At 66.8% G+C, this 26760-nt stretch carries 3 protein-coding genes; 1 reads left to right on the top strand and 2 read right to left on the bottom strand.

The genetic code is table 11. The features are described from left to right. Positions 1-29 precede the first annotated feature (29 nt). Together AB0I14_RS08615 and AB0I14_RS08610 are read right to left on the bottom strand one after the other, a co-directional pair. Positions 30-24470: a non-ribosomal peptide synthase/polyketide synthase gene (locus tag AB0I14_RS08615; protein ID WP_358018753.1), complete on the bottom strand. Its 24441-nt coding sequence runs from the start codon at positions 24468-24470 to the stop codon at positions 30-32. Further along, complete coding sequence (locus AB0I14_RS08610) at positions 24460-24690, bottom strand: MbtH family protein (RefSeq protein WP_166904687.1); 231 nt, start codon at positions 24688-24690, stop codon at positions 24460-24462. Before AB0I14_RS08610 ends, AB0I14_RS08615 begins: the two co-directional genes overlap by 11 nt. A gap of 662 nt (positions 24691-25352) precedes the next feature. Here AB0I14_RS08610 and AB0I14_RS08605 point away from each other — a divergent pair. After that, positions 25353-26756 carry a cytochrome P450 gene (locus AB0I14_RS08605; protein ID WP_358018750.1) on the top strand — a complete coding sequence of 468 codons (1404 nt, stop codon included), beginning with the start codon at positions 25353-25355 and terminating at the stop codon, positions 26754-26756. Positions 26757-26760: the final 4 nt, after the last annotated feature.

Genomic DNA, 26760 nt, shown 5'->3' with positions numbered 1-26760 from the left:
CGACAACAATCGCCGGTTGGCGTCGGCAGTCACGATTGTTGTACCTCCCCGGTCATGGCCTCCAGCACCCGCTGGAAACGCCCGACGACTTTGTTCACGCGTTTGGCAGTGAACACGTCCGTGTCGAATTCGACGCGGAGAACCAGTTCCGTCCCGGGCATGGCTTGCAGGGTCAGCGGATAGTGGTTGTATTCGCGGCCATTGACCTCGGTGATGGCCAATCCATCGGCCATCGAGGCCGCGACGGACTCCACCGGATAGTTCTGATAGACGAACAGGGTGTCGAACAATTGATCGTGGCCGACGGCGCGGTGGATCTCGCTGAGTGCCAGATGCTGATGGTCGAGGGTGTCGCCGTGACGGCGTTGCAGTTCGTCGAGCAGGCCGGCGATAGTGGTGTCCGGCGTGATGGTGGCCCGAACGGGCACGGTGTTGATGAGAAGGCCGACCATCGAATCCGCGCCTGCCACTTCTGCTGATCGGCCCGAGACCGCAACGCCGAACGCGACATCCTGCTGGCCGGTGAGCCACATGAGCACCTGCGCCCAGGCGGCCTGCAGCACGGTGTTGGCGGTGGTGTGCTGCGAGCGGGCGAGCTCGTTGACTGCCCGGGTGGTTTCGGCAGGCAACCGGAACGTCTCGGTGGCCCGTCGCCCCGGCCGGGTCCGGTTGGGAGCGACGAGTGTCGGCGCGGCGAAACCAGCCAACACCTCTCGCCACGCGGCGTAGGCAGCGTCGACGTCCCGATCGGCCATCCACGTCACGAATCTGCGATAGGACCCGGGAGCCGGCAGGCGCTGTCCGTAGTAGCCGGCGAATATCTCCTGCAGAAGGATCGGCAGTGACCACCCGTCGAGCACGATGTGGTGATAGGTCATGACGAACCGGTGCTCGCTGTCGGCGGTACGGATCAGCGCTGTGCGGAACGCCGATTGGTGGGCCAGATCGCAGACCGCGGCGCGTTCGTCGGCACACAATTGCTGCGCGTCTGTGTCCGTTGCCATCTCGAGGTATTGCCAGGGCACACTGGGATCCGCCGGGATTATCTGCACCGGGTCGTCGAATCGTTTGTCGAACCGGGCTGCCAGGTTCGGGTGCCGCCTGACCACCGCACGCACCGCCTCGCGCAGCCGATCAGGATCCAGCGGGCCGGTGACCGTGACGTCGAGTTGCATGGCGTAGACGTCGTCCTCGTCGTCGCCGAGGGTTGCATTGGCGTGGAACAAGAGTCCCAGCTGCAGCGGCGTCAAGGGCAGCACGTCGGCAAGCTGGTGGTCCTGACTGAGCTCATCGATCTGCGGTTGGCTCAGATTGGCCGGGACAACGTCAGACGGGGTCAGACCGCCGCCGCCGCCCCGGACGTGGGCGCAGATACCGGTGAGTGCCTCGAACCACAGCTGGCTGAGTCGGCTGACCTGGGTCTCGTCCAGAGCCGAGGGAGCCCAGGTCCACGACGCGTAAAGGCTTGGGCCGGCATCAGTTTCGGCTGTACTCGCGTTGAGCTCCACAGTATGTCCGAGCGGCATGGGAACGGCCGCGGCGGTGGCGGCGGTCGCCGCGCCATCGACGCTGACCTGCCACAGCCCAGCCATGTCCGCCTGCTGAGCGGAGCCGGATGCGCCCAGCCTGCCGAGGTAGTTGAATCCGATGGTTGGGTCGGATCCGGACAGATCGATGTCGGGGTTGAGATATCGCAATAGTCCGTAAGTCATTCCGTCGGGTAGCGCACGCAGTTGTTCCTTGGCGTCTTTGATCACCTGGCCGAGTGCCGGATCGCCGGCCGTCACCTCAGACCAGCTCAGCCCGGCCTGACGACGTCCGACCTCAGCCGCGACGTTCAGCACCACCGGATACTTGGTGGTGAACCAGCCCACGGTGCGGGACAGATCGACGGCCCGATCGGAAATTCCACCCAGATCTGCCAATTCCTCTTGACGGCCGTGGCCCTCGACATCGATGGCGACCGGCAGAGTAACTCCCAGGAACTGGGCCAATGCCAGCCCATAGGCGATCAGCAGAATGTCTTGTACCCCAGCGTGGAACGCGGCCGGGACCTCGCCGAGCAATGCCCTGGTCGTCTCGACATCCAGTGAAGCGGTGAGGTGGCCGGCGGTGGCATACGTGTCCAGATCGGGCCGCACTGCGGGCAGGACGGATGGAGTCGTCAACGCTCGCTGCCAGCGCTCGGCCTGATCCTCCACCGGGGCGGAGCGCGCGTACTCACCGAGGAGTGCGGCCCATTGCGCGAAGGAGGTCCCTGTCGTCGGCAACGCCACCGGCTGTCCCTGGCAATGCTGCGCCCAGGCGATATTCAGGTCTTCCAGCAGAATTCGCCACGACACCGCGTCGATCGCCAGGTGATGAATGGTCAACACCAACTGGCGGGCGGATGCCACCCACAGTGCGCTCACCATGTTCCCGGCGGCCGGGTTCAGCCGCGACCGGGCCGCGACCAACGCCTCATCGGTGAGCACGTCGACCGACTCCAGAGATGCTCGCGCCGAACCCTTCTCGGGTACCAGGAGAGACCAGTTCCCGGCCTCGTCGTCCTCGGCGCGCAGTCGCAGCATGGCATGCCGGTCCAGCAGAGCACTCAAGAGCATCTCGGCGTCGGACTCGGTGACGCCCGGCGGGGCTTGGACCACCACTGTCTGGTTGAACTGGTCGATCGGGCCGCCCGCGTGGTCAACAGATTCGAGCCAGCGCATGATCGGGGTCGCCGCAACCGGACCGACACCCTCGTCGACCGGACCGTCGTCATCACCGGTCACCCCGACCACCTGAGCCAGTCGGGCCACCGTCTGTTCGACGAAAATGTCACGCGGACGGCACATCACACCGCACGCCCTGGCCTGAGCCACCACCTGCATGGACAGAATGCTGTCGCCACCCAGGTCGAAGAACGAGTCATCGACCCCGACCCGCTCCAGTCCGAGAACTTGCGCGTAGATGCCGGCCAGGATCTCCTCGACGGCGGTCGCAGGTGCGCGGTACTGGTCGGCGTCCTGGTATTCCGGTGCCGGCAACGCGCGGGTGTCGAGTTTGCCGTTGACCGTCAACGGCAACGCATCCAGCACCACGATCGCTGCCGGGACCATGTACGGAGGGAGCCGGTCGGCCAACGCATTTCGCATCCCGGCCGGATCCACCGACCCCGCTGTCCCTGCGGTGACATAGCCGACCAGGCGCTTGATACCCGGATGGTCCTCGCGGGCGATCACCACGGCCTGCCCCACGCCGTCCAACCCACCCAGCGCAGCCTGAACTTCGCCGAGTTCGATGCGGTAGCCGCGGATCTTGACCTGGTCATCGGCGCGACCGAGGTACTGCAGCTGTCCATCGGCACGCCAGCTCACGAGATCCCCGGTGCGATACATGCGTGTCGCGGGCTCCCCCGGCTCACCGAACGGGCAGGCCACGAACCGGGCTGCGGTCAGACCCGACCGGCCCAGGTAGCCGCACGCCACGCCGTCGCCGGCCACGTAGAGCTCGCCGATCACTCCGGGCGGAACCGGGCGCAACCACTCGTCGAGTACGAACAGCGCCGACGTCGCGACGGGCGCCCCGATGGGTGCGGCGCCCGACCCATGCGCCAGTGGCGCGCTCATCGACGCGTACACGGTGATCTCAGTGGGACCGTAGGCGTTGATGACCACCCGCCCGGGCGCCCAGCGATCAACCACTTCACCGGGGCAGGCCTCACCACCGAGCAACAATGCGACCGACTCCAGCCCCTCCGGCGACAGCGCCCCAGCGGCTGACGGCGTCTGGGTGAGCACGTTGACCTGCTCGCGGACCAGGAGGGCATGGAAATCGTCAGGTGAGGTCACGACCGACTCGGGCACCACCACCAGGCGTGATCCGCCCAGCAGCGCGGCCCAGATTTCCCACACCGAGAAGTCGAAGGCGTACGAATGGCATTGCGTCCACACCTGGTTCGCAGGCAGATCCTCAGGCGTGGACCGTGCCAGATGCGTCAGATTGTCGTGGGTGACGGCCACGCCCTTGGGCAGACCCGTGGTGCCCGAGGTGTAGATCAGGTACGCGAGATCATCCGGGGCGGACTCGGGCGCAAGGTCCGGAAGTGGCGTGGCCGGTTGGTCGGCCACCGCGGGATCGTGAACGTCGATGACCTGCAGGCGATGTCCATCCAGCCGGTCGGCCAAGCCGGCGATGGTGACCGCGACGACCGGTGCGGCATCGGCCAGCATGAACTCGACCCGGGCTGCGGGCAGCGCGGGATCGATCGCCAGATACGCCGCTCCGGTCTTCAGCGCCGCCAGCATCGCGACGATCGCGTCCGCGGAGCGGTCCAGCAGCACGGCAACGCAGGTTCCGGGACCGGCCCCGTAACCGATCATCAGGTGGGCCAACCGGTTTGCGGCCTCATCCAGTCCGCGGTAGGTCAGCGAATGCCCGTCGGAGGTCACCGCGACGGTTTCCGGGGCGCGGGCGACCTGTGCGGCGAACAGCGCGGGAACCGATACCGATGCGCTTGTGGACCGGGCTAGTGCGGCCCGATTGCCGATCACGTCGAGGCGGGCGCGTTCAACGGCGTCGAGCAGATCGATCGACGACAGGCCCCGGTCGGTGTCGGTGGTCATCGCGACCAACACCTGCTCGAACCGTTTGATCAGCGTTTCGATGCTAGCCGCGTCGAAGACGTCGGTGCGGAACTCCACCGTCCCGCCGATGCCGGCAGGCCCGCCGGTCGGGGTCCGGCGTTCAGCCAGGGAGAAGCTCAAATCCATCCGCGCGGTGTGGGTGTCCGCCGGCATCTGGCTGACCTCCAGATCACCCAGCGCGAGCCCGGAACCGGACGCGTTACCGGCCTGCCCGGGGACGTTCTGCCACGCCAGCGCCACCTGGACCAACGGGTGATGGGTCAGGGAGCGTGTCGGGTTGAGCCGATCCACAAGCACCTCGAACGGCACGTCCTGATGCTCGTAGGCGGCCAGGCTGCGGGCCCGCACCTGGGCGAGCAACTCCGCCACCGTGGGGTCTCCGGCCAGATCCACCCGCAGCACCAGGGTGTTCACGAAGAAACCGATCAACTCATCCAGCGCAGGGTCGCGGCGTCCGGCGATCGGGAAACCGACTGCCACATCGGAACTTCCGCTGAGTCTGGAAAGCAGGACTCCGAGCGCGGCCTGCAGCACCATGAAGCTGGTCGCGTTGTGCTCACGAGCCACCCGGGCCACCTGCTGTTGCAGCTCGGCGGACCAGTCCAGGGCAATCGTGGCGCCGCGCTGGTCGGCAGCCGGCGGGTAAGGCCGATCGGTGGGCAATGCCACGCGTTCGGGCATCCCGGCCAACGCATCCTGCCAGTAGGCCAACTGCGAGGCGATCCGGCTCTGACTGTCGTCGAAGTCACCGAACTGAGTGCGTTGCCACAGCGTGTAGTCGACGTACTGGACGGCCAGATCTGCCCAGCCGGGGGCTTGGCCGGCGCTTCTGCCGGCGTAAGCCACCCCGAGATCAGCCACCAGCGGAGTGACCGACCAGCCGTCGGCAGCGATGTGGTGCACCACTGCCGCCAGCACGTGTTCGTCGTCGGCAAGGCGGAAAAGCCGGGCCCGCAAAGGAATTTCGGCCGAGAGGTCGAAGGTGTGGCGGGCCGCTTCGCCGATCGCCGCCTGTAACCGTTCCGCCGTCCACCCGGTGGCATCTACGACGTCCCAGCCGAACTGGGCGTCCTCGACTGCTACCACCGACTGCCGCGGAATTCCCTCGACTGCCGGGAAGACGGTACGAAGGCTTTCGTGGCGAGCCACCACATCGGCCAGTGCCACACCCAACGCGTCGACATCCAGCGCCCCGCTCAGCCGAAGAGCGGTTGCCATGTTGTAAACCGGCGACGGGCCCTGCAACTGGTCCAGGAACCAGAGCCGGGACTGTGCGAAGGACAGCGGAATCTCCGCGGGCCGATCACCGGCCACCAGCGGATCCAGTCGAGTCGCTTCCCCGCCGATGCGGGGCGCCAGTTGCGCCACACTGGGCGCTTCAAACAGCACACGCACTGCAAGACCGGTGTCCAGGGCGGCATTGACCGCGGCGACCAGACGCATCGCGGAAAGCGAATCTCCGCCGAGGTCGAAGAACGAGTCGTCGACCCCGACCCGCTCCACTCCGAGCACGCGGGCGTAGATCTCGGTGAGGATCTCCTCGGTGGGGGTCGCCGGGGCGCGGTAGTGGTCGATGTCCTGGTATTCGGGTGCCGGAAGGGCACGGGTGTTCAGTTTTCCGTTGGGGGTCAACGGCAATGCCGCCAACTGCACGACGGCAGCCGGAACCATGTAGGCCGGGAGCTGCTCGGCCAACTGGGCACGCAGCTTGGCCGGCTCCGCTGTTCCGGTCACGTAGCCCACCAGCCGCACGGCGTCGGGACGGTCCGTACGAGCGATCACCGCCGCCTGCTCGACACCGTCCAGCCCGGCCAGCACGGCCTGGATCTCGCCGAGCTCGATGCGATACCCGCGGATCTTGACCTGCTCATCGGCACGTCCGACGTAGCGCAATTGACCGTCGGCGCCCCAGAACACCAGATCGCCGGTGCGATACATGCGGGTGCCTGGCGCCCCGAACGGGCAGGCGACAAAGCGCGAGCCGGTCAGATCAGCCCGGCCCACATATCCCAGACCCACACCGCGGCCGGCCACGTACAACTCGCCGACCACGCCGGGCGGCACCTGACGCAACGCCGCGTCCAGGACGAACAGCGCCGCACCCGATACCGGCGCGCCGATCGACGGCGCCCCCGACCCAGCTGTCAAAGGTGCAGTCCTGGAGGCACATATCGTGGTCTCGGTCGGGCCGTAGGCGTTGACCATCACCCGGCCGGGTGCCCAACGGTCCACCACGTCGGCTGGGCAGGCCTCACCGGCGACCAACAACGTCACCGCGCCCAAACGCTCGGGTGACAGCATCGCCACCGCCGACGGCGTCTGGCTCAACACGTCGACCTGCTCGGCCACGAGAAGGGCCTGCAGATCCTCTGGTGAGCGGGCCACCGATTCGGGTACCACCACCAGCCGCCCGCCATGCAACAGCGCGCCCCAGATCTCCTCGACCGAGGCGTCGAAGGCATAGGAATGCCACTGCGTCCACGTCTGTCCGGCCAGGAATGTGCCCGGCGTCCCCAGCAGTTCGGTCACGTTGCGGTGGGTGATCGCCACGCCTTTGGGAACACCGGTGGTGCCCGAGGTGTAGATCAGGTAGGCGATATCGTCCGGGCTCGGCACCACGAGTTGGGCGTTGGCAAACCCCTCGAGGTCCGGGGTATGGGCGGTGTCACTGACATCGATGACCAGCAGGTCGCACCCGGCCAGCCGATGGGCCAGACCGGTGGTGATGATCGCGGCGGCCGGGGCGGCGTCGGCGAGCATGAATTCGATCCGCGCATCGGGCAGTACGGGGTCGATCGGCAGGTAGGCCGCCCCCGTCTTGAGCACGGCGAGCATGGCCACGACCGCTTCCGCGGAGCGCTCCGCCAGCAACGCCACGCACGCCCCCGGGCCGACTCCGTGCGCGGTCAGCGTGTGGGCCAACCGGTTTGCGGCGTCGTCGAGTTCCAGATAGGTCATGCTGCGGCCGTCCACGGTGATCGCCACCGCCTCGGGCGCACGGGCAACCTGTCGAGCGAACAGCGCGGGGACAGACAAGGAGGCCGGGGCGGGCTCGGGGGGCGTCAAGACCGCCCGGTTGCCCCAGCCGTCCAGACACGCGCGCTCCGCCGCGTCGAGCAGATCGAGAGACGAGAGTCGTTGGGTGGGGTCGGCGGTCATCGCCGCCAGCACGCGCTGCCACCGTGCGATCAGTGCCTCGACGCTGTCCGCGTCGAACACATCGGTGCGGAATTCCACCGCCCCGCCGATCCCGGCAGGCTCGCCTTCGGCGGTCCAGCGTTCTCCGAGGGAGAATGTCAGGTCCATACGGGAGGTCTGGGTGTCCACCGGGAGCGGTGTCACCCGCAGATCCCCCAGGCTCAGCCCGTCGGCGGGGCCGGTGTCCTGCCAGGGAAGGTTCTGCCAGGCCAACGCCACCTGAACCAGCGGGTGATGGGTCAGGCTCCGGGTCGGGTTGAGCCGCTCCACCAGAACTTCGAACGGCACGTCCTGGTGCTCGAAGGCGGCCAGGGTGCGCGTCCGCACCTGAGCCAGCACCTCGGCCACGGTGGGATCCCCGGCCAGATCGACGCGTAGCACCAGGTTATTGACGAAGAAGCCCACCAGCTCATCGAGGGCTGCGTTACCGCGCCCGGCGATCGGGAAACCAACGGCCACATCTGAACTCGCGCTCAGCGTGGACAACAGCACGGCGAGGGCGGTCTGCATCACCATGAAGTTGGTCGCGCTGTGCTCGCCGGCCACCTCGTTCACCCGCTGCTGCAGCTCGACCGGCCAGTCCACCGCCACGGTGGACCCGCGCTGATCGGCAACCGGCGGGTACGGACGATCGGTGGGAAGCGCCAGGTGTTCGGGGAGGTCCGCCAGCGCCTCTTCCCAGTAGGCCAGTTGCGCCGCGATCGGACTGGCAGTGTCGTCGAGATCACCGAGCTGCGCGCGCTGCCACAGCGTGTAATCGACGTACTGCACCGCCAAGGGCTCCCAATCGGGTGCCTGTCCCCTGCTCCGGCCGGCGTATGCCACGCTCAGGTCACGTACCAGCGGGGTGAGTGACCAGCCGTCGGCGGCGATATGGTGCACCACCGTCACCAGGACGTGCTCATCCTCGGCGACTCGGAAAAGCTTTGCCTGCAGCGGAATTTCAGCGGCGAGGTCGAAACTGTACCGGACCGTGGAGCCGACGGCCTCTTCCAGGGCACCTGCCGGCCAGCCGCTGGCATCAATGACGTCCCACCCGAAATCGACCGCGTCGACGGACGTCACCACCTGCCGGGGTGTTCCATCCGGCGCGTCGAACACTGTGCGCAGACTCTCGTGGCGAGCCACCACATCAGCCAGCGCCGCACCCAACGCGTGGGCGTCGAGACGCCCGTGCAGCTGCAGACCGACCGGCATGTTGTAAACCGGGGACGGCCCCTGCAGCTGGTCGACGAACCACAGCCGGTTCTGGGCGAACGACAGTGGGATCACTTCGGGGCGTTCACCGGCCACCAGCGGCTCCAGCCGCCCTGCACGTTCACTGACGCACGACGCCAATTCGGCGACCGTGGGCGCTTCGAACACCGTGCGGACCGAAAGCTCGGTGTCCAGACTGGCGTTGATGGCCGAGACCAGGCGCATCGTCGAGACGGAATCCCCGCCCAGATCGAAGAACGAGTCGTCGGCGCCCACCCGCTCCACGCCGAGCACGCGGGCGAAGATTCCGGCCAGGATCTCCTCATCCGGGCCGACCGGCGCGCGGTAATGACCGACGTCCTGAAAGTCCGGCGCCGGCAGCGCCCGGACATCGAGTTTGCCGTTCACCGTCACCGGCAGCGCGGCCAGGGCCACCACCGAGGCGGGAACCATGTAGCCCGGCAGCCGTTCGGCCAGCGCGGCACGTGCTTCGATCGGATCGGCGGTCCCGGTGATGTAGCCAACCAGGCGCTTGTCCCCCGGGTTGTCCTCGCGGGCGATCACCGCCGCTTGGTCGACTCCCTCGAGCGCGGTGAGTGCGGACTGGATCTCACCGAGCTCGATGCGGTACCCACGGATCTTGACCTGCTCATCGGCGCGGCCGAAGTAGTCCAGCTGCCCGTCTGCGCGCCAGCGCACCAGATCGCCGGTGCGGTACATCCGCGACCCCGGCTCCCCGAACGGACAGGCCATGAATCGCGACGCGGTCAGCCCTGTGCGACGCCAATACCCCACGCCGACACCGGCACCCGACAGGTACAACTCGCCGACCACACCTGCGGGCACTGGGCGCAGCGACTCGTCCAGTACGAAAAACGCCGCCCATGCCGTCGGCGAGCCGATCGGCGGAGCCCCCGAACCGGCTTCCAATGGCGTGCTGGCACACAACCACATGGTGGTCTCCGTCGGACCGTAGACGTTGACCATCACCCGCCCCGGCGCCCAGCGCTCCACCACGTCCGGCGGGCAGGGCTCGGCCCCGATCACGAGCGCCGTGGCTTCCAGACCTTGCACCGGCAACACGCCCACTGCCGACGGGGTCTGCGTCAACACCGTGACCTGTTCACGCACCAGCAGGGCATGGAAGTCTTCCGGCGACCGGGTCACCGAATCTGGCACCACCACAAGCCGCCCGCCATGCAGCAGCGCACCCCAGATCTCCCACACCGAGAAGTCGAACGCATACGAGTGGAACTGCGTCCACACCTGCCCCGGCTCCAGTGGCACCCCGATCTGCAGCGAGTCGAACAGCTGCGCCACGTTGCGCTGGGTGACCGCAACCCCTTTGGGCTGCCCGGTGGTGCCCGAGGTGTAGATGATGTGGGCCATGTCGTCGGGAGCCGGCGGCGTCAATGCGGTGCTGGGCTGGGTTGAGGCGATGGCGTCGGCAACATCGCTGACTTCGACGATCCTCAGCTGGTGCCCGCCGAACCGGTCGACCAACGCCGCAGTGGTGACCGCGGCGATCGGGGCGGCGTCGGTCAGCATGAACTCGACCCGGGCCTCCGGCAGCGCAGGATCGATCGGCAGATAGGCCGCGCCGGCCTTGAGCACCGCCAAGATCGACACGATCGCCTCGGCCGAACGGGGGAACATCAACGCCACCCGTTCGCCGGGGCCCACCCCCTGGCTGACGAGCAAGTGCGCCAACCGATTCGCGGCCTCATCGAGTTCGCGGTAGGTCAACGTCTGGTCCCCGCAGACCAGCGCGACCGTCTCCGGCGCACGTGCCACCTGCGCCGCGAACAACTCCGGCACCGACGCCGGCTGCACCAGGTCGGACAGCACCGCGCGATTGCCCCACCGCTCCAGGCGCGCCCGCTCGGCCTCGTCGAGCAGGTCCAGCGCCGACAACCGGCGACCTGGAGCCGCGGTCATCGCCTCCAGTACCGCCTCTATCCGCTTGGTGAGCGCTTCGATGTCGGCCGGGTCGAAAACATCGGTGTCGTATTCGAGACGCAGCCGTAGTTCGTCGCCGGGTATCGCCTGCATCGTCAGCGGATAGTCGGTGGATTCGTGACTGGTGAACTCGGTGATCTCGAGCCCGTCGTCCCCGCCCGACATCGCGCTGGTGTCCACCGGGTAGTTCTCGAACACGAACAGGGTGTCGAACAGTCGGTCGTGGTCGGTGATCCGATGGATTTCGCTGAGCGAGAGATATTGGTGCTCAAGGGTTCTGGTCTGTGCGCTCTGCAGGTGGTCGAGAAGATCGGTGGTGGTGATCGCCGCCGTGATGTCCGCCCGCACCGGCACCGTGTTGATCAGCAGGCCCACCATCGATTCCGCGCCGGCCACCTCGGCCGGCCGTCCCGAGACAACCGTGCCGAAGGCAATGTCACGCTGGCCGGTCAGGGAGTTCAGCAGCAGCGCCCACGCACCCTGCAGCACGATGTTGGCGGTGGTGTGGTGTGAGCGCGCCAGGTCATTGAGCGCCCGGGTGGTCTGCTCGGACAGTCGATGCGCCCGCACGCCACGACGCCCCAGCCCCGACTTCTGCGACGGGCCGACCAAGGTGGGGGTGTCAAAGCCGGCCAGCACCTCACGCCAGGCCGCGTGCGCGGCCACGACGTCGCGATCGGCCAGCCACTCGATGAAACTGCGAAACGGCGTGGCCGCAGGCAGCCGAAGTCCTTGATAGCCGGCGAAGATCTCCTGCAACAGGATTGGCAGCGACCAGCCGTCGAGCACGATGTGGTGATTGGTCAGCACCACTCGATGGCGGTTGTGTGCCGTACGGATCACCGCCACCCGGAAGGCCGGAGGATGGGCAAGGTCGCAGACCGCGGCGCGTTCCTCGGCGCAGACCTGTCGGATCTGCTCCTCGGTTACGGCCGTGCCCAATTCGACGTACCGCCAACCCGCAGTGGGATCGGCCGGAATGACCTGCACCGGCTCGTCGAACTGCTCGCAGAACCGGGCCGCCAGGTGCGGATGGCGGTAGGCCACTGCCTGTACGGCATCGCGCAGCCGGTGCTCATTGAGCGCGCCGGCAACGGTGATGTCCAGTTGTACGACATAGAGATCGTCGTCGGGTCCCTCTGCGGTGCTGCTGTGAAAGACAAGTCCCTGCTGTAATGCGGTCAGCGGCAAGATGTCCGCGATCCGGTACTGGCGGGTCAACTCGTCGATCTCGTGCTGGTTGAGCCGGGCGGGCACGATGTCAGACGGCGTCAATCCGCCTCCGCCATTTCGCACGTGCTCGCATATGCCGGACAGCGCGTCCAACCACAGTTGGCTGAGACGGCCGATCTGGGCCTCGTCGACTGCCGAGAGCGCCCAGGTCCAGTTGGCCTGCAGCTGCGGGCCGCTATCGGTGTCAACGGTGCCGGCGTTGAGGGCCACGGTGTGGGTCAACGGCATCGGTATCGCCGCGGTCACACCGGTCGCCGACAGACCTTCGGGGGACATCTGCCACAGCTCACCGGCCGCATCGGCGGATCCGCCGCCGAGACGACCCAGATAGTTGAATCCGGCTGTCGGGTCGTCGGTCCCGAGGTCGATGTCGGGATTCAGGTAGCGCAGCAGCCCATAGGTCAATGGGGCCGGCAGAGCCCGAAGCTGCTCCTTGGCGTTCTTGACCACGGCGCCCAACGCCGCGTCACCGGCGACCACCTGGGTCCACGACAGCCCACCGGCGAAGTTCAAGGCCACCGGGTACTTCGTGGTGAACCACCCGACCGTGCGCGACAGATCGATGTCGGCGGCGATGTCCTCGTGCCGCCCGTGGCCCTCGACATCGATGGCAATCGGATCGCCGCCGGCGCCGGCGAATTCAGCCAGTGCGAGCCCGAAGGCGATCAGCAGAATGTCGTTTACGCCCGCGTGGAACGCCGTCGGCACCGCACCGAGCAACATGCGGGTGGTCTCGGCGTCCAGCGACACCGGCAACTGTCCGGCGGTCTCGTAGGTGTCCGCCTCGGGACGTACCGCCGGTAGAACCGCGGGCGCCGCCACGATCCGTCGCCACTCCTGTTCATGGGCCACGACGTCGGGATCGCTCGCGTAGGTATCCAGCAGTTCGGCCCACCGCGCGAATGATGTGCCGGCCGGTGGCAGCGCCACCGGTTGTCCGCCACGATGCTGTGCCCAGGCGAGGTTGAGGTCCTCCAGGATGATTCGCCACGACACCCCGTCGACCACCAGATGGTGAGCCACGAGTACCAGCTGGGCCGTGGAGGTGACCCACAACGCGCTCAGCATCACCCCGGCGGCCGGGTTCAACCTCGATCGTGCCGCCACCAGCGCATCGTCCGTCAGAGCGTCCACCGACTGCAGGCACTCACGTGCGTCGACCGAACCCGGCTCGGGCGCGGTCAATGACCATCTGCCGGTGGCCGCAGTTGATTCGCTCCTCACGTCCGCGGCGTCCTCGACACGCAGCCGCAGCATGGCATGCCGATCCAGCAAGGCCTGCAACATGTTTACGACGTCGGCCTCGGTCACTCCACCGGGAGCCTGCACCAGCAGCGTCTGGTTGAACTGGTCGACCGGGCCGTCGACGTCCTGCAGCCAGCGAATGATCGGGGTGGCCGGTACCGGTCCGACGCCTTCGTCGACCGGGCCGTGCGATCCGGCGGCCACACCGGCCACCCGCGCCAACCTGGCCACCGTCTGCTCGACGAAGACATCGCGCGGGCGGCACACCAGGCCGGCCGCCCGGGCCCGGGCAACCACCTGCATCGACAGAATGCTGTCGCCCCCGAGGTCGAAGAACGAGTCGTCGACTCCGACCCGCTCCAGCCCGAGAACCTGGGCGTAGATGCCGGTCAGAACCTCTTCGACCGCGTCTTCCGGGGCCCGATAGCGTTCCCCGTCGCGGTAATCGGGTGCGGGAAGTGCACGGGTGTCGAGTTTTCCGTTCACCGTCAACGGCAGTGCATCCAGCGCCACCACCGCGACGGGCACCATGTAGGCCGGAAGCCGGTCGGCCAGCTGGGACCGGATCCCGGCTGGATCCGCGGTGCCGGTGAGGTAACCGACCAGCCGCTTGTCACCGGGACGGTCCTCACGGGCGATCACGACCGCCTGCTCGACGCCGTCGAGCCCGGCCAAAGCGGCCTGGACTTCACCGAGTTCGATGCGGTAGCCACGGATCTTGACCTGCTCGTCGGCGCGGCCCAGGTACTCGAGCTGACCATCGGGCCGCCAGCACACCAGGTCTCCGGTGCGATACATGCGGGTGCCGAAGCCACCGAACGGACAGGCGACAAACCGCGAGGCGGTCAAGCCGGTTCGGCCCACATAGCCATATCCGAGGCCCGCGCCTGCCACGTACAGCTCACCGACGACTCCGGCCGGCACCGGGCGCAACGACTCGTCGAGCACGAACAGCGCCGCTCCGGGAACCGGCGAGCCGATCGGCACTCCGCGCCCAGGTTCGAGTGGCGCACTGATCGCCACGCACATCGTGGTCTCGGTGGGACCGTAGGCGTTGATCATCACCCGCCCCGGAGCCCACTGGTCGACCACCTCGGGTGGGCAGGCTTCACCGACCACGACCAGCGCCGCCGACTCCAAGCCCTCGGTCGGCAACACCCGTACGGCCGAGGGTGTTTGGGTGAGAACGTCGACGTGCTCGCGAACGAGCAAGGCGTGGAAGTCCTCCGGGGAGACCGTGATCTCCTCGGGTACCACCACCACCCGTCCGCCACGAAGCAAGGCGCCGAAGATCTCCCATACCGAGACATCGAAGGCCAGCGAATGGCACTGGGGCCACACGCCGGGGTGCGGCAGTCCGGCATCGAGAGTCTCGAGTAGTTGGGTCACGTTGCGGTGCGTGACAGCAACGCCCTTGGGCACCCCGGTAGTGCCCGAGGTGTAGATGAGGTAGGCGATGTCGTCTGTGCTCGGCGTCGGCAGGGCACCGCCGTCAAGGGCGGGGACCTCGCTGACATCGACGACCGCCATGCCGCGCCCTCGCAGCCGGTCGACCAGATCGGCGGTGGTGACCGCGGCCACCGGCCCGGCATCGGCCAGCACGAAATCCAGCCGCGTATCGGGCACCGACGGATCGATCGGCAGATACGCCGCACCGGTCTTGAGGATGCCCAGGATCGCCACGATCGCCTCGGCGGACCGGTTGAACAGCAGCGCGACACACTGGCCGGGCCCGGCACCCTGACCGATCAGCAAGTGCGCCAACTGGTTCGCGGATTCATCGAGTTCCCGGTAGGTCCACGAACGCTCACCACAGGTGACCGCCACCGCCCCGGGAGTACGCGTCACGTGTTCGGCGAACAACGCGGGAACCGACACGGCCCTGGGCGCCGGACGGTTCAGCGTCGCCTGATTGCCGATCGCCGCCAGGTGCGCGTGGTCATCGTCATCGAGCAGATCCACCGACGACAGTCGCGCCGCGGAGTCGGCAGTCATCGCCGTCAGGACTCGCTGCAGTCGGGCCACCAGTGTTGCGATGGTGTCGGTGTCGAATACGTCGGTGCGGAATTCCACCGTCCCGCCGATTCCGGCCGGCTGACCCGTCTCGGTCCGACGGTCAGCCAGCGAGAAGTTCAAATCCATTCGCGCGGTGTGGGTCTCCACCGGCATCCGGGCGACCTGTAGATCGCCCAACGCCATCCCGGCAGCTGAATCGTTGATGTCGTGCCCGGCGACGTTCTGCCAGGCCAACGCCACCTGGATCAAGGGGTGGTGCGCCAGGGACCGAGTCGGGTTGAGCCGTTCGACGAGCACCTCGAACGGCACATCCTGGTGGTCGAACGCGGCCAGACTGCGCGCGCGCACCTGAGACAGGACCTCGCTGACGGTCGGGTCCCCCGCGAGGTCGACCCGCAGGACCAACGTGTTGACGAAGAAGCCGACCAGTTCATCCAACGCTGGATCACGGCGCCCGGCGATCGGGAAACCAACCGCCACATCCGAACTCGCGCTCAGCTTGGACAACAGTGTCAGCAGCGCCGCTTGGACCACCATGAAACTGGTCGCATTGTGCTCACGCGCAAACCCGGCAACCTGCTGCTGCAACTCGGCCGGCCAGTCCACCGCCATCGTCGCGCCCCGCTGATCGGACATCAGCGGGTAGGGCCGATCGGTGGGTAGCGCGACGCGCTCGGGCATCCCGGCCAGCGCGTCCTGCCAGTAGGTCAGTTGCCCCGCGATCCGGCTGTGGCTGTCCTGAAGGTCGCCGAACTCAGCGCGCTGCCACAACGTGTAATCGGCGTACTGCACCGCCAGGTCAGCCCAATCGGGAGCATGCCCAGCGCATCGGCTGTTGTAGGCCACCCCCAGATCCGCCACCAGGGGCGTGACCGACCAGCCGTCGGCAGCGATGTGGTGCACAACCGCCGCCAGCACGTGCTCGTCCTCGGCCAGGCGGAACAGCCGGGCCTGCAAAGGGATCTCGGTGGCCAGGTCGAAAGTGTGCCGCGATGCGGAGTCGATCGCTTCCTGCAGGCGCACCGCCGTCCAATCGGTGGCATCGACCACGTCCCAGCCGAATTCCGCCTGCCCGGGGGCCATCACCACCTGACGGGGAATACCGTCGGGCGCGGCGAACAGCGTCCGCAAGCTCTCGTGGCGGTCCACCACGTCGGCCAGCGCCGCGCGCAACGCGTCGACATCCAGTACGCCCCTGAGCCGGAAGGCGGCCGTCATGTTGTAAACCGGTGACGGACCCTGCAATTGGTCCAGGAACCACAACCGCGACTGGGCGAACGACAACGGAACCACCGCGGGCCGCTCACCGGCCACCAACGGCTCCAACTGAGCCTCTTCCCCACCGATATGGGAGGCAAGCTGCGCAACGGTGGGTGCGTCGAACAACGAGCGCACCGCGACGCCGGCATTCAGCGATCTGTTGATCGCCGCGACCAGACGCATCGCGGACAATGAGTCCCCGCCGAGATCGAAGAACGAATCGTCGGCGCCTACCCGATCCAGACCCAGGACACGGGCATAGACGTCGGCCAGGATCTCCTCGACCGGGTTGGACGGGGCCCGATAGTGATCGGTGCCGGCGTAGTCCGGTGCCGGAAGGGCGCGTCTGTCGAGCTTGCCGTTGACTGTCAGCGGCACCGCATCGATCGCCACCACCGCGGCCGGGACCATGTAGCTCGGGAGTCGCTCGGCGACCTGGACGCGGACCTGACCCGGGTCGGCGGTGCCGGTGATGTAGCCGACGAGACGCACGGGGCCGGCACTGTCCTCGCGGGCGATCACCACCGCCTGTGTCACCCCGTCGAGAGCGGCCAGGGCGGCCTGCACTTCACCGAGTTCGATGCGGTACCCACGGATCTTGACCTGTTCGTCGGCGCGCCCGAGGTACTGCACTTGACCGTCGTCGCCCCACCGCACCAGATCGCCGGTGCGGTACATCCTTTGTCCCGGGGAGGTTCCCGCGATGCCGAACGGGCAGGCCACAAACCGCGACGACGTCATACCCGCTCGACGCCAATAGCCAACGCCCACACCGCGACCGGCGATGTACAGCTCGCCGACCACTCCGGGCGGCACCGGACGCAGCCAGGCGTCCAAGATGAACAACGCTCCCCCGGCCACCGGCTTGCCGATCGGCACCAACGGCCCCGGGGTCAGCGGTGCGCTGATCGACGCGTACACCGTGGCTTCGGTGGGACCGTAGGCGTTGATCATCACTCGACCGGGCGCCCAGCGATCTACCAGTTCAGGCGGACAGGCCTCACCGGCCACCACCAACGCCGCCGAATCCAGACCCTGCGGCGAGATCATGCCCGCCGCCGAAGGGGTTTGGCTCAACACAGTGACGTGTTCGGCAACCAGCAGCTCGTGGAAGGCCTCGGGTGATTCGGCGACCTGTTCAGGCACCACCAGCAGACGCGCACCATGCAGCAGTGCACCGAAGATCTCCCACACCGAGACGTCGAAGCTGTACGAGTGCCACTGCGTCCAAACCTGGCCCGGCCCCGACGACACGTTGGCGTCGAGCGAGCCGAACAGCCCGGGCACGTTCCGGTGCGGGATGGCAACGCCTTTCGGGACGCCGGTCGTGCCCGAGGTGTAGATGATGTACGCGATGTCATCGGGCGCCGGGCCCGACAATGCGGTGCAGGGTTGGCTGTCGACCGCAGTGTCGTTGACGTCGATGACGGTGACGCCGCACCCGTCCAGGCGGGACCGCCGGTCGGAGGTGGTGACCGCGACGATCGGCGCGGCGTCGGCCACCATGAACTCGATGCGTGCGAGCGGGAGTGCAGGGTCCACCGGGACGTAGGCCGCACCGGTTTTCAGTACTGCCAGAATTGCCACGACGGCCTCGGCCGACCTGGAAAACAGCAGCGCCACAACCTCGCCCGGGCCGGCGCCGCGTTCGGACAACAGGTGTGCAAGCCGGTTGGCGGCGTCATCGAGTTCCCGGTATGTCATCGACCGGCCGTCGAAGGTCACCGCCACCGCGTCGGGGGTACGCCCGACCTGCGCGGCGAACAAGGACGGAAGCGAATGCGCGGTGGCCGGTTCGGCCAACACCGACAGGTTGCTCCACTGGTCCAGGCAGGAGCGCGCAGCCTCGTCGAGCAGATCGACCGTCGACAACGGCCGGCCCGGATCCGCCGTCATCGACGCCAGAATCGTTTTCAACCGCTCGATGATCGCCTCGACCGTGCCGAGGCCGAAGACCTCGGTGTCGTATTCGACGCGCAGACTCATTTCGCGGCCGGGCAGTACCTGCACCGCCAGCGGGTAGTGGTTGGACTCGCGGAAATCGAATTCGGTGACGGTCAAGCCGTCGACGCCCAGCGGCGCGGTGGTATCGATCGGATAGTTCTCGAAAACCAGGAGGGTGTCGAACAGCTTGTCCTGGCCGGTGATGCGGTGAATGTCGCTGAGCGCCACGTGTTGGTGCTCGAGCGTGTCATTGTGGGCAATTTGCAGCTGGTGCAGCAGGTCCGCGGTGGTGGTTGCCGGCGTGAAGGTGGCCCGTACCGGCACCGTGTTGATCAGCAGGCCGACCATCGAATCCGCGCCGAGGACCTCGTCCGGACGCCCGGAGACCGTCGTGCCGAAGGCGACATCCTGCTGGCCGGTCAGCGAGCTGAGCAACAGCGCCCAGGCACCCTGCACCACCACGTTGGCGGTGGTTTGATGCGACCGGGCCAGGTCGCCGAGTGCCCGGGTGATCTCCTCGGACAGCCGGAATGAATCAATGCCTCGTTCCCCCAGACCATCTCGGACGGCCGGGCCGACCAGTGTGGGAGCGTCGAAGCCGCTCAGCGCTTCCCGCCACGCCGCGTGGGCGCCGACGCGATCCCGCTCGCCGAGCCAGGTGACGAAGCTGCGGTACGGCGCGGCCGCGGGCAGCCGCTGCCCACCGAAGCTCGCGAAGATCTCCTGCAGCAAGATCGGCATCGACCAGCCGTCGAGCACGATGTGGTGAGTGGTCAGTATGAATCGGTGCTCGTCGTCCGCGACACGAATGACTGCGGCACGGAAAGCCGGCTGATTTTGTAGGTCACAGACCGCGGCGCGTTCGGCGGCGCAGATCTCCTGAATCTGGTCGTCAGTGTCGATGCCATTGGCTTCCAATTCGATAGACCGCCACGGCACCACGGGATCGACCGGAATGACCTGTACCGGCTCGTCGAACTGTTCGCAGAACCGGGCCGCCAGATGCGGATGCCGCGCGGTAACCGTCTGCACCGCGTTGCGCAGCCGATTCTGATCGAGTGGTCCGGTCAACGCGATGTCGAGCTGCATCGCATAGACGTCGTCTGAGCCCTGCGCGGTGTCCGCGTGGTAGAGCAGCCCTTGCTGCAACGGGGTCAGCGGCAACACGTCGGCGACGCGATACTGCCGGCTCAGCTCGTCGATCTGCAGCTGGCTCAGCTCGGCAGGCGCAATGTCGGACGGGGTCAGCCCGCCGCCACCGCGACGCACGTGCTCGCAGATACCGGCCAGGGCCTCGAACCACAATTGGCCCAACCGGTTGACCAGCTCGTCATCGAGCGCCGAGAGCGCCCACGTCCAGTCGGCGTTCAGTTGCACGCCGGTGTCGGTGTCGACGGTGGCTGCGTTGAGCTCCACGGTGTGCCCGAGTGATGTGGGCACCGCCCCGGCGATGCTCGTCAACGAGAAGCTGTCAGGGCAGATCCGCCAGATATCAGCGGACGTATCGCCCGCGGTCGCACCCAGGCGGCCCAGATAGTTGAACGCGACGGCTGGGTCAGGTCCTGCCAGGTCCGCGTCGGGGTTCAGGTAACGCAGCAGGCCGTAGGTCAGGCCGTCGGGCAGCGCCCGAAGCTGTTCTTTGGCGTCTTTGACCACCGCACCGAGCGCCGCGTCACCGGCGACCACGTGTGCCCAGGACAGGCCACCGCTGCGACCGAAGTTCAACGCCACCGGGTATTTGGTGGTGAACCACCCGACCGTGCGCGACAGGTCGATATCTCGGGCGGGAACTCCACCCAGGTTCGCAACGTCTTCATGGCGGCCGTGACCCTCGACATCGATGGAGATCGGTGCGCCACCGGCGCGCGAGAATTCAGCCACCGCCAACCCGAATGCGATCAGCAGAATGTCGTGCACCCCAGCGTGAAACGCGGTAGGCACTTCGCCGAGCAACATCTGGGTGGTCTCGACGTCCAGCACCATCGACAGCTGCCCGGCGGTCGCGTAGGTATCGACCTCGGGTTGTGGCGCGGGCAAGGTTGCCGGGGTCGCGGCGATCTGCCGCCACAGCTGCTCCGGTTCCCTGACTTGCGGGTACTGCGCAGCGTGAGCCAGTAGATCGGCCCAGCGGCCGAATGACGTACCGGCATCCGGCAGTGACAGCGGCTGCCCGCCGCGATGCTGGGCCAAGGCGATGTTGAGATCCTCCAACACAATTCGCCAGGACACCCCGTCGACGGCCAGATGGTGAACGATCAACACCAGCTGACGCGCCGAGGTCACCCACAGCGCGCTGATCATCACCCCGGCAGCCGGGTTCAACCGCGACCGTGCCGCCACCAGCGCCTCATCGGACAGCACATCCACCGTGCGCAAGCATCCAGCCGCGTCGAGGGCGCCCGGCTCGGGAACCGTCAACGACCATCCGCCGGCGCCGTCATCTTCGGCACGCAACCGGAGCATGCCGTGTCGATCAAGCAAGGCCTGCAACAGGATTACGACGTCAACGTCGGTGACGCCCGTGGGCGCCTGCATCAGCACCGTCTGGTTGAACTGGTCGATCGGCCCGTCGCTACGCTCCAGGCTCTTCAGCCAATGCATGATCGGGGTCGCTGCCACCGGCCCCAGACCCTCATCGGCCGGCGCGTCGGCTGTGCCGGCCGTCTCCACCACCTGAGCCAGGCGGGCGACGGTCTGCTGGACGAAAATGTCCCGGGGGCGGCACACCAGGCCTGCCGCGCGGGCGCGTGAGGCCACCTGCATCGACAAGATGCTGTCCCCACCCAACTCGAAGAACGACGCGTCGACACCGACGCGGTCCAATCCGAGGATCTGGGCGTAGATGCCGGCCAGGATCTCCTCAACGGGAGTCGACGCGGCCCGATAGTCATCGACGTCGTGATATTCCGGTGCGGGCAATGCCTTCTTGTCGAGCTTGCCGTTGACGGTCAACGGGAACGCACCCAAGGCGACCACCGCCGTGGGCACCATGTAGGACGGCAGCTTCTCCCCCAACACCGTTCGCACCACGGACGGATCGGCGGTCCCGGTGATGTAGCCGACCAGCCGCTTGTCGCCGGGACGGTCCTCCCGCGCGATCACCACCGCCTGCTCGACACCGTCCAAAGCCGTTAGTGCGGCCTCGATCTCACCGAGCTCGATCCGATAGCCACGAATCTTCACCTGCTCATCGGCCCGCCCCAGATACTGGAGTTCCCCCTCCGGGCGCCAACACACCAGATCCCCGGTCCGGTACATGCGTGAGCCCGGTGAACCGAATGGACACGTCACGAATCGTGTCGACGTCAATGGCGCCCGGCCCACATAGCCGTAACCCAAACCCGCACCGGCGACGTACAACTCACCCACCACACCGGCGGGCACCGGACGCAACCAGCCGTCGAGGACGAAGAACGCCAGATCGGCCAACGGCCCACCGATCGGCGAGACCGCATTCTCCATGTCGGGTGCCGTGATCTCACGGAACGTGGCATGCACTGTCGTCTCGGTGATCCCGTACATGTTGATCAACCGCGGCAACCGCGGATGTTCGGCCAGCCAGGGCTTCAGCCGGGACGGTTCGAGCGCCTCCCCGCCGAACACCACCACCTCGAGTGCCAGCCGGTTCTCCAGCCGGGCCGTGTCCACGGCGGCCAGCGCGTAGAACGCCGACGGGGTCTGACTCAACACGCTGACGTGTTGGTCGACGAGTAAGGCGTGGAACTCTTCAGGTGAGCGTGTCACCGACTCGGACACCACGACCAACCGCCCGCCGTGGAGCAGCGCGCCGAAGATCTCCCACACCGAGAAGTCGAACGCCAAAGAATGGCACTGCGTCCACACCTGACTGGCCGACAACGCCACGTCACCGTCGATCGCATCCAGCAATCGCGTCACATTCCGATGCGGAATCGCCACGCCCTTGGGCACACCCGTGGTACCCGAGGTGTAAATCAGATACGCAATGTCGTCGGGCGCCGGCACCTCCGACGGCGGAGTACTCGGTTGGCCGTACACCGCGCGGTCGTGAACATCGATCACGGTCAACCCATGTCCACCGAGCCGATCTACCAGCTCGGCGGTGGTCACGGCGACAACCGGACCGGCATCGGCCAGCACGAATTCCAGCCGAGCATCCGGCACCGACGGATCGATCGGCACATACGCCGCACCGGTTTTCAGCACCGCCAGGATCGCCACGATCGCCTCGACCGACCGCGGAAACAGCACTGCCACCCGCTGGCCCGGACCGACACCCCGCTCAACGAGCAAGTGCGCCAACCTATTCGCAGCCGCATCCAGCCCGCGGTACGTCATCGAGCTATCGCCGAAACTGACCGCCACCGCACCCGGATCACGAGCCACCTGCGCGGCGAACAACGCCGGAATTGCCGCTGACGACATCGGCGCCGCCCCATACAAGGCCGGCCGATTGCCCCAGCTGTCAAGCTCTTCGAGCTCATCCCGGATGTGGATCGTCGAAATCGTCCGTCCCGGGTCGGGCGTCATCGCTCTCAGCACCTGTTCGAAACGGTCCGCGATATCGCGGGCGTCGCAGCCGGCGAACAGCTGTCCCACCCCCGTCATGCTGAGAAGGAGGTCTTCACCCTCCTGGAGGAACACCAGACCGAACTGATCCACCAGGCCGGTGTGCGTCACTGTCCCCGACCCGAAAGCACTACCGAAATAGGCCACCGGGATAGTCGGGATGAAATTGATGGCGGCCCGGGTCGACGGCTGTCCTGTCCCCTGGAATCGCGCCTTGTTCTCGATCGCGCGGAGCGGGAATCGCTGATGGCGCATCGCTTCCTGGATCCGCCTGTCGACATGCCGGCAGAACTCGGCCACTGTGGACCGCGGTGACGTTCTCAATACCAATGGCACAACCCCGGAAACCATCCCGGGCATCATCAGCACTTCGGGACGTACCCGTCGGCTCACCGGAAAGTCGAGCACGACCTCCGATCCCCCGGACTCGCCGTGGACCAGCAGCGCGTACGCCGCGGCGATCACCGACGCTCGGCGCACCCCCAGGGCTTTCGACAGCTCGCGGGCCCTGTCGACGACGAAACGATCGAGCCGGACGGGCGCCGAAGGCTCGTACTCATCGGCCTGGTTTGCGACTCCGGATGCCGGTCCATGATGAGGCTCAGCCTCAAGCGGTACATTCTTGGACCAATACGCCTGATCGTCGAGGAAATCGTCGGTAGCCTCGTACTCAGACTCGCAATCGATGAGGCTCTTCAGCGACCCGAAGATTGCGGGGGGCATCGGCTGGCCTGCAGCGATTGCTGTATAGGCAGCGGCAATCCGATGAATGACGAGACCCATGCCGATGCCGTCGATCGCGATGTGGTGGCAGCACACAAAAAAGTAGAACTCGTCGGCCCGCGTCTGCATCAACGCGAACTTGAAGAGCGGACCGTCCAGCGGCATTGGCGTCTGACGGATCGAGGACACGACGCGATAGACGTCCTGCACCGGATCGGCCGAGCCCGTCAGGTCATGGAGGGCAACCTCGACATCCGGATAGTCGACTGCCGTCTGGAAAACCTGGCCGCCTACCTCCCAAAAGGTAGCCCTGAGAGGTTCAGCCTCGTGAACCACGTGACGAATCGCCCGTTCCAGAACGTCATGTTCAATGACGCCGTCGAACCGCGCGAGCATACCCAGCTGCCACTTGACACCGGCGCGCCCAGTCTCCTCGGCAAGCCAAATATCCAGCTGGCCCCGCGTGAGCGGAAGTGCCTCAGAATCACTTCCAGAAGTTCCAGCCGGCGGCTTACTGATCAACAGTCCGACCCTGTGCCAACCTCTCGCGGAGACTCTTCGGCCGGATGTCAGCCCAGTGTTGCTCGATGTACTCCAAGCAGGAGGCGCGATCCGCCTCGCCGTAAACCACCCGCCAGCCGGCCGGAACGTCTGCGAAGGCCGGCCACAAGCTGTGTTGCTCCTCGTCGTTGATCAGGACGAAAAAACTGCCGTTGTCGTCGTCGAATGGATTGATGCTCACCAGTTCTCCAGACCATCTGGGCGAGTTAAATGGAACACGTTCTAAACCTAACCCAAACGGGGTGATCGGCAAGCAGTTTTAGGAAAATCGTCAATATTTGCTGATTGCCATACGGCGCCCGATGTGCGATGCCGTACCCCCCGCCACGGGCACCGTTAACATGGCGAATTAGCCACTAACGCTTAGCTTGCGACGAGTTACGCTGCTACGCACGCAGCCACCAGCACCGATCGCCATGGCCGCCCGCATCGGACAGAAGTTTGCTGAGTGACGGACTCTCCACACCCGCCAGCCGACGTCGCGGCACCGATTCGACCCGTACGAACCTTCAGCGAGACAAATTCAACTGCCCAGAACATGCTGAGCGCCAGCACAGCATTTCGCCCCGAGATCGGGAACTAATGGCCGTCGTCCGATCAAGGTTGCAGACAAACGTGCCCACCACCCACCGGCTCACCCGCGATGGGTGATATCTCCGCCCGAAAGCGCCCCGTACCCAACCCGACGCCGTACGGTTGGGAACTACCGTAGAACCCGGATCTGCGACCGTGGATCGACCCGGGGCGAGTGTTCCCCCTCGACCGGCAACCCGCGTCAGTTGCAGTCCGAGGCCGTCGGCCCGTCAGCACCCGTACCGTCTAGTAGCTAGGGATCACGCAAAAGTGACTGCCGCGAAAACCGAACTGCCGCCCGGACCTCCACTTCCCATGGTGGTGCAGTCCACGTTGATGGCCGGCTTCGGTTTGCGCTTCCTGCGCGCCTGTCAGCGCCGCTACGGGAACATGTTCACGCTGCGTATTCCGTTGTCGGGCACGGTCGTCTACCTTGCGGATCCCGCCGACATCAAAACGGTGTACGCCGGCGACCCTCGGGTCTTTCACTCCGGCGAAGCGCATTGGTTTTTTCGTGGACTTTTAGGTGAGAGCTCGCTGTTTGTGCTCGACGAGGACGCGCACCACACCCTGCGCCGCCTGACGATGCCGGCATTTCATCGGGACGCCGTCGCACAGCAGGCCGCTCAGATGGTCGAGATCGCCGCCGCGAACGTCGCCGGGTGGGAGGTCGGGAAGAGCTTCCCGGTGGCGCCCAAGACGACGGACATCACGCTTGAGGTGATCTTGCGGACGGTCATCGGTGCCAGCGACCCGGCGCGCCTGGCCGCGCTGCGCAGAGTGGTGCCGCGGTTGCTCTACATGAAACCGTGGGAAACACCGGCGATTACGAAGCCGAGCCTTCGGCGTCACCGCCCGTGGCGAGGAGTGGGCCGGCGATTCGAGGAAGCCGACGCCCTGCTCTACGCCGAGATCGCCGACCGTCGTGCCGACCCCGACCTCGCCGAACGTACCGACGTGCTGGCCATGTTGGTCCGCGCCACCGGCGACGACGGTCGCACGATGTCCGACAGCGAACTGCGCGACCAGCTCCTGACGGCGATCGCGGCTGGACACGAGACCACCGCGACGGCACTGTCCTGGGCGTTGGAGCGGCTGATCCGCCACCCGGATGCGCTGGCCAAGGCGGTGCGGGCCGCCGATGCCAGCGCCGCAGGCGACCCCGCCGGCGACGAGTACCTCGACGCGGTGGTCAAGGAGACGTTGCGGATCCGCCCGGTGCTGTTCAGCTCGGGCCGGGTTCTCAAGGAGCCGACCGAGATCGGCGGCTATCGGTTGCCGGCGGGCGTCATGGTCGACCCGGCGATCGGGCTGGTGCACGCGAGCGCCGCGGTGTACCCGGATCCGGATCGATTCGACCCGGATCGAATGCTCGACGCCTCCCTGAGCCCCACCACCTGGCTCCCTTTCGGCGGTGGAAACCGCCGCTGCCTCGGTGCCACCTTCGCCATGGTCGAGATACGGCTCGTGCTACGTGAGATCCTGCGTCGGGTCGAGTTGAGCACCACCACTGCAGCAGACGAGAAGCAGCGGGCGAAGCACGTCACGTTCGTTCCACATCGCGGCGGGCTGATCCATGTCCGCGCGATCCGAGACACCGAGCCGGCATCGCAACCAGCGATGACGCAGCATTGCCCGGCCGATGTTCACGGGTCGCGCGACTCGCCGCAGTAGCGCA

Origin of the sequence: Mycobacterium sp. NPDC050441, from assembly GCF_040655355.1 — a bacterium.
Lineage (GTDB): Bacteria > Actinomycetota > Actinomycetes > Mycobacteriales > Mycobacteriaceae > Mycobacterium.
This window is presented reverse-complemented; position numbering and strand designations above follow the sequence as displayed.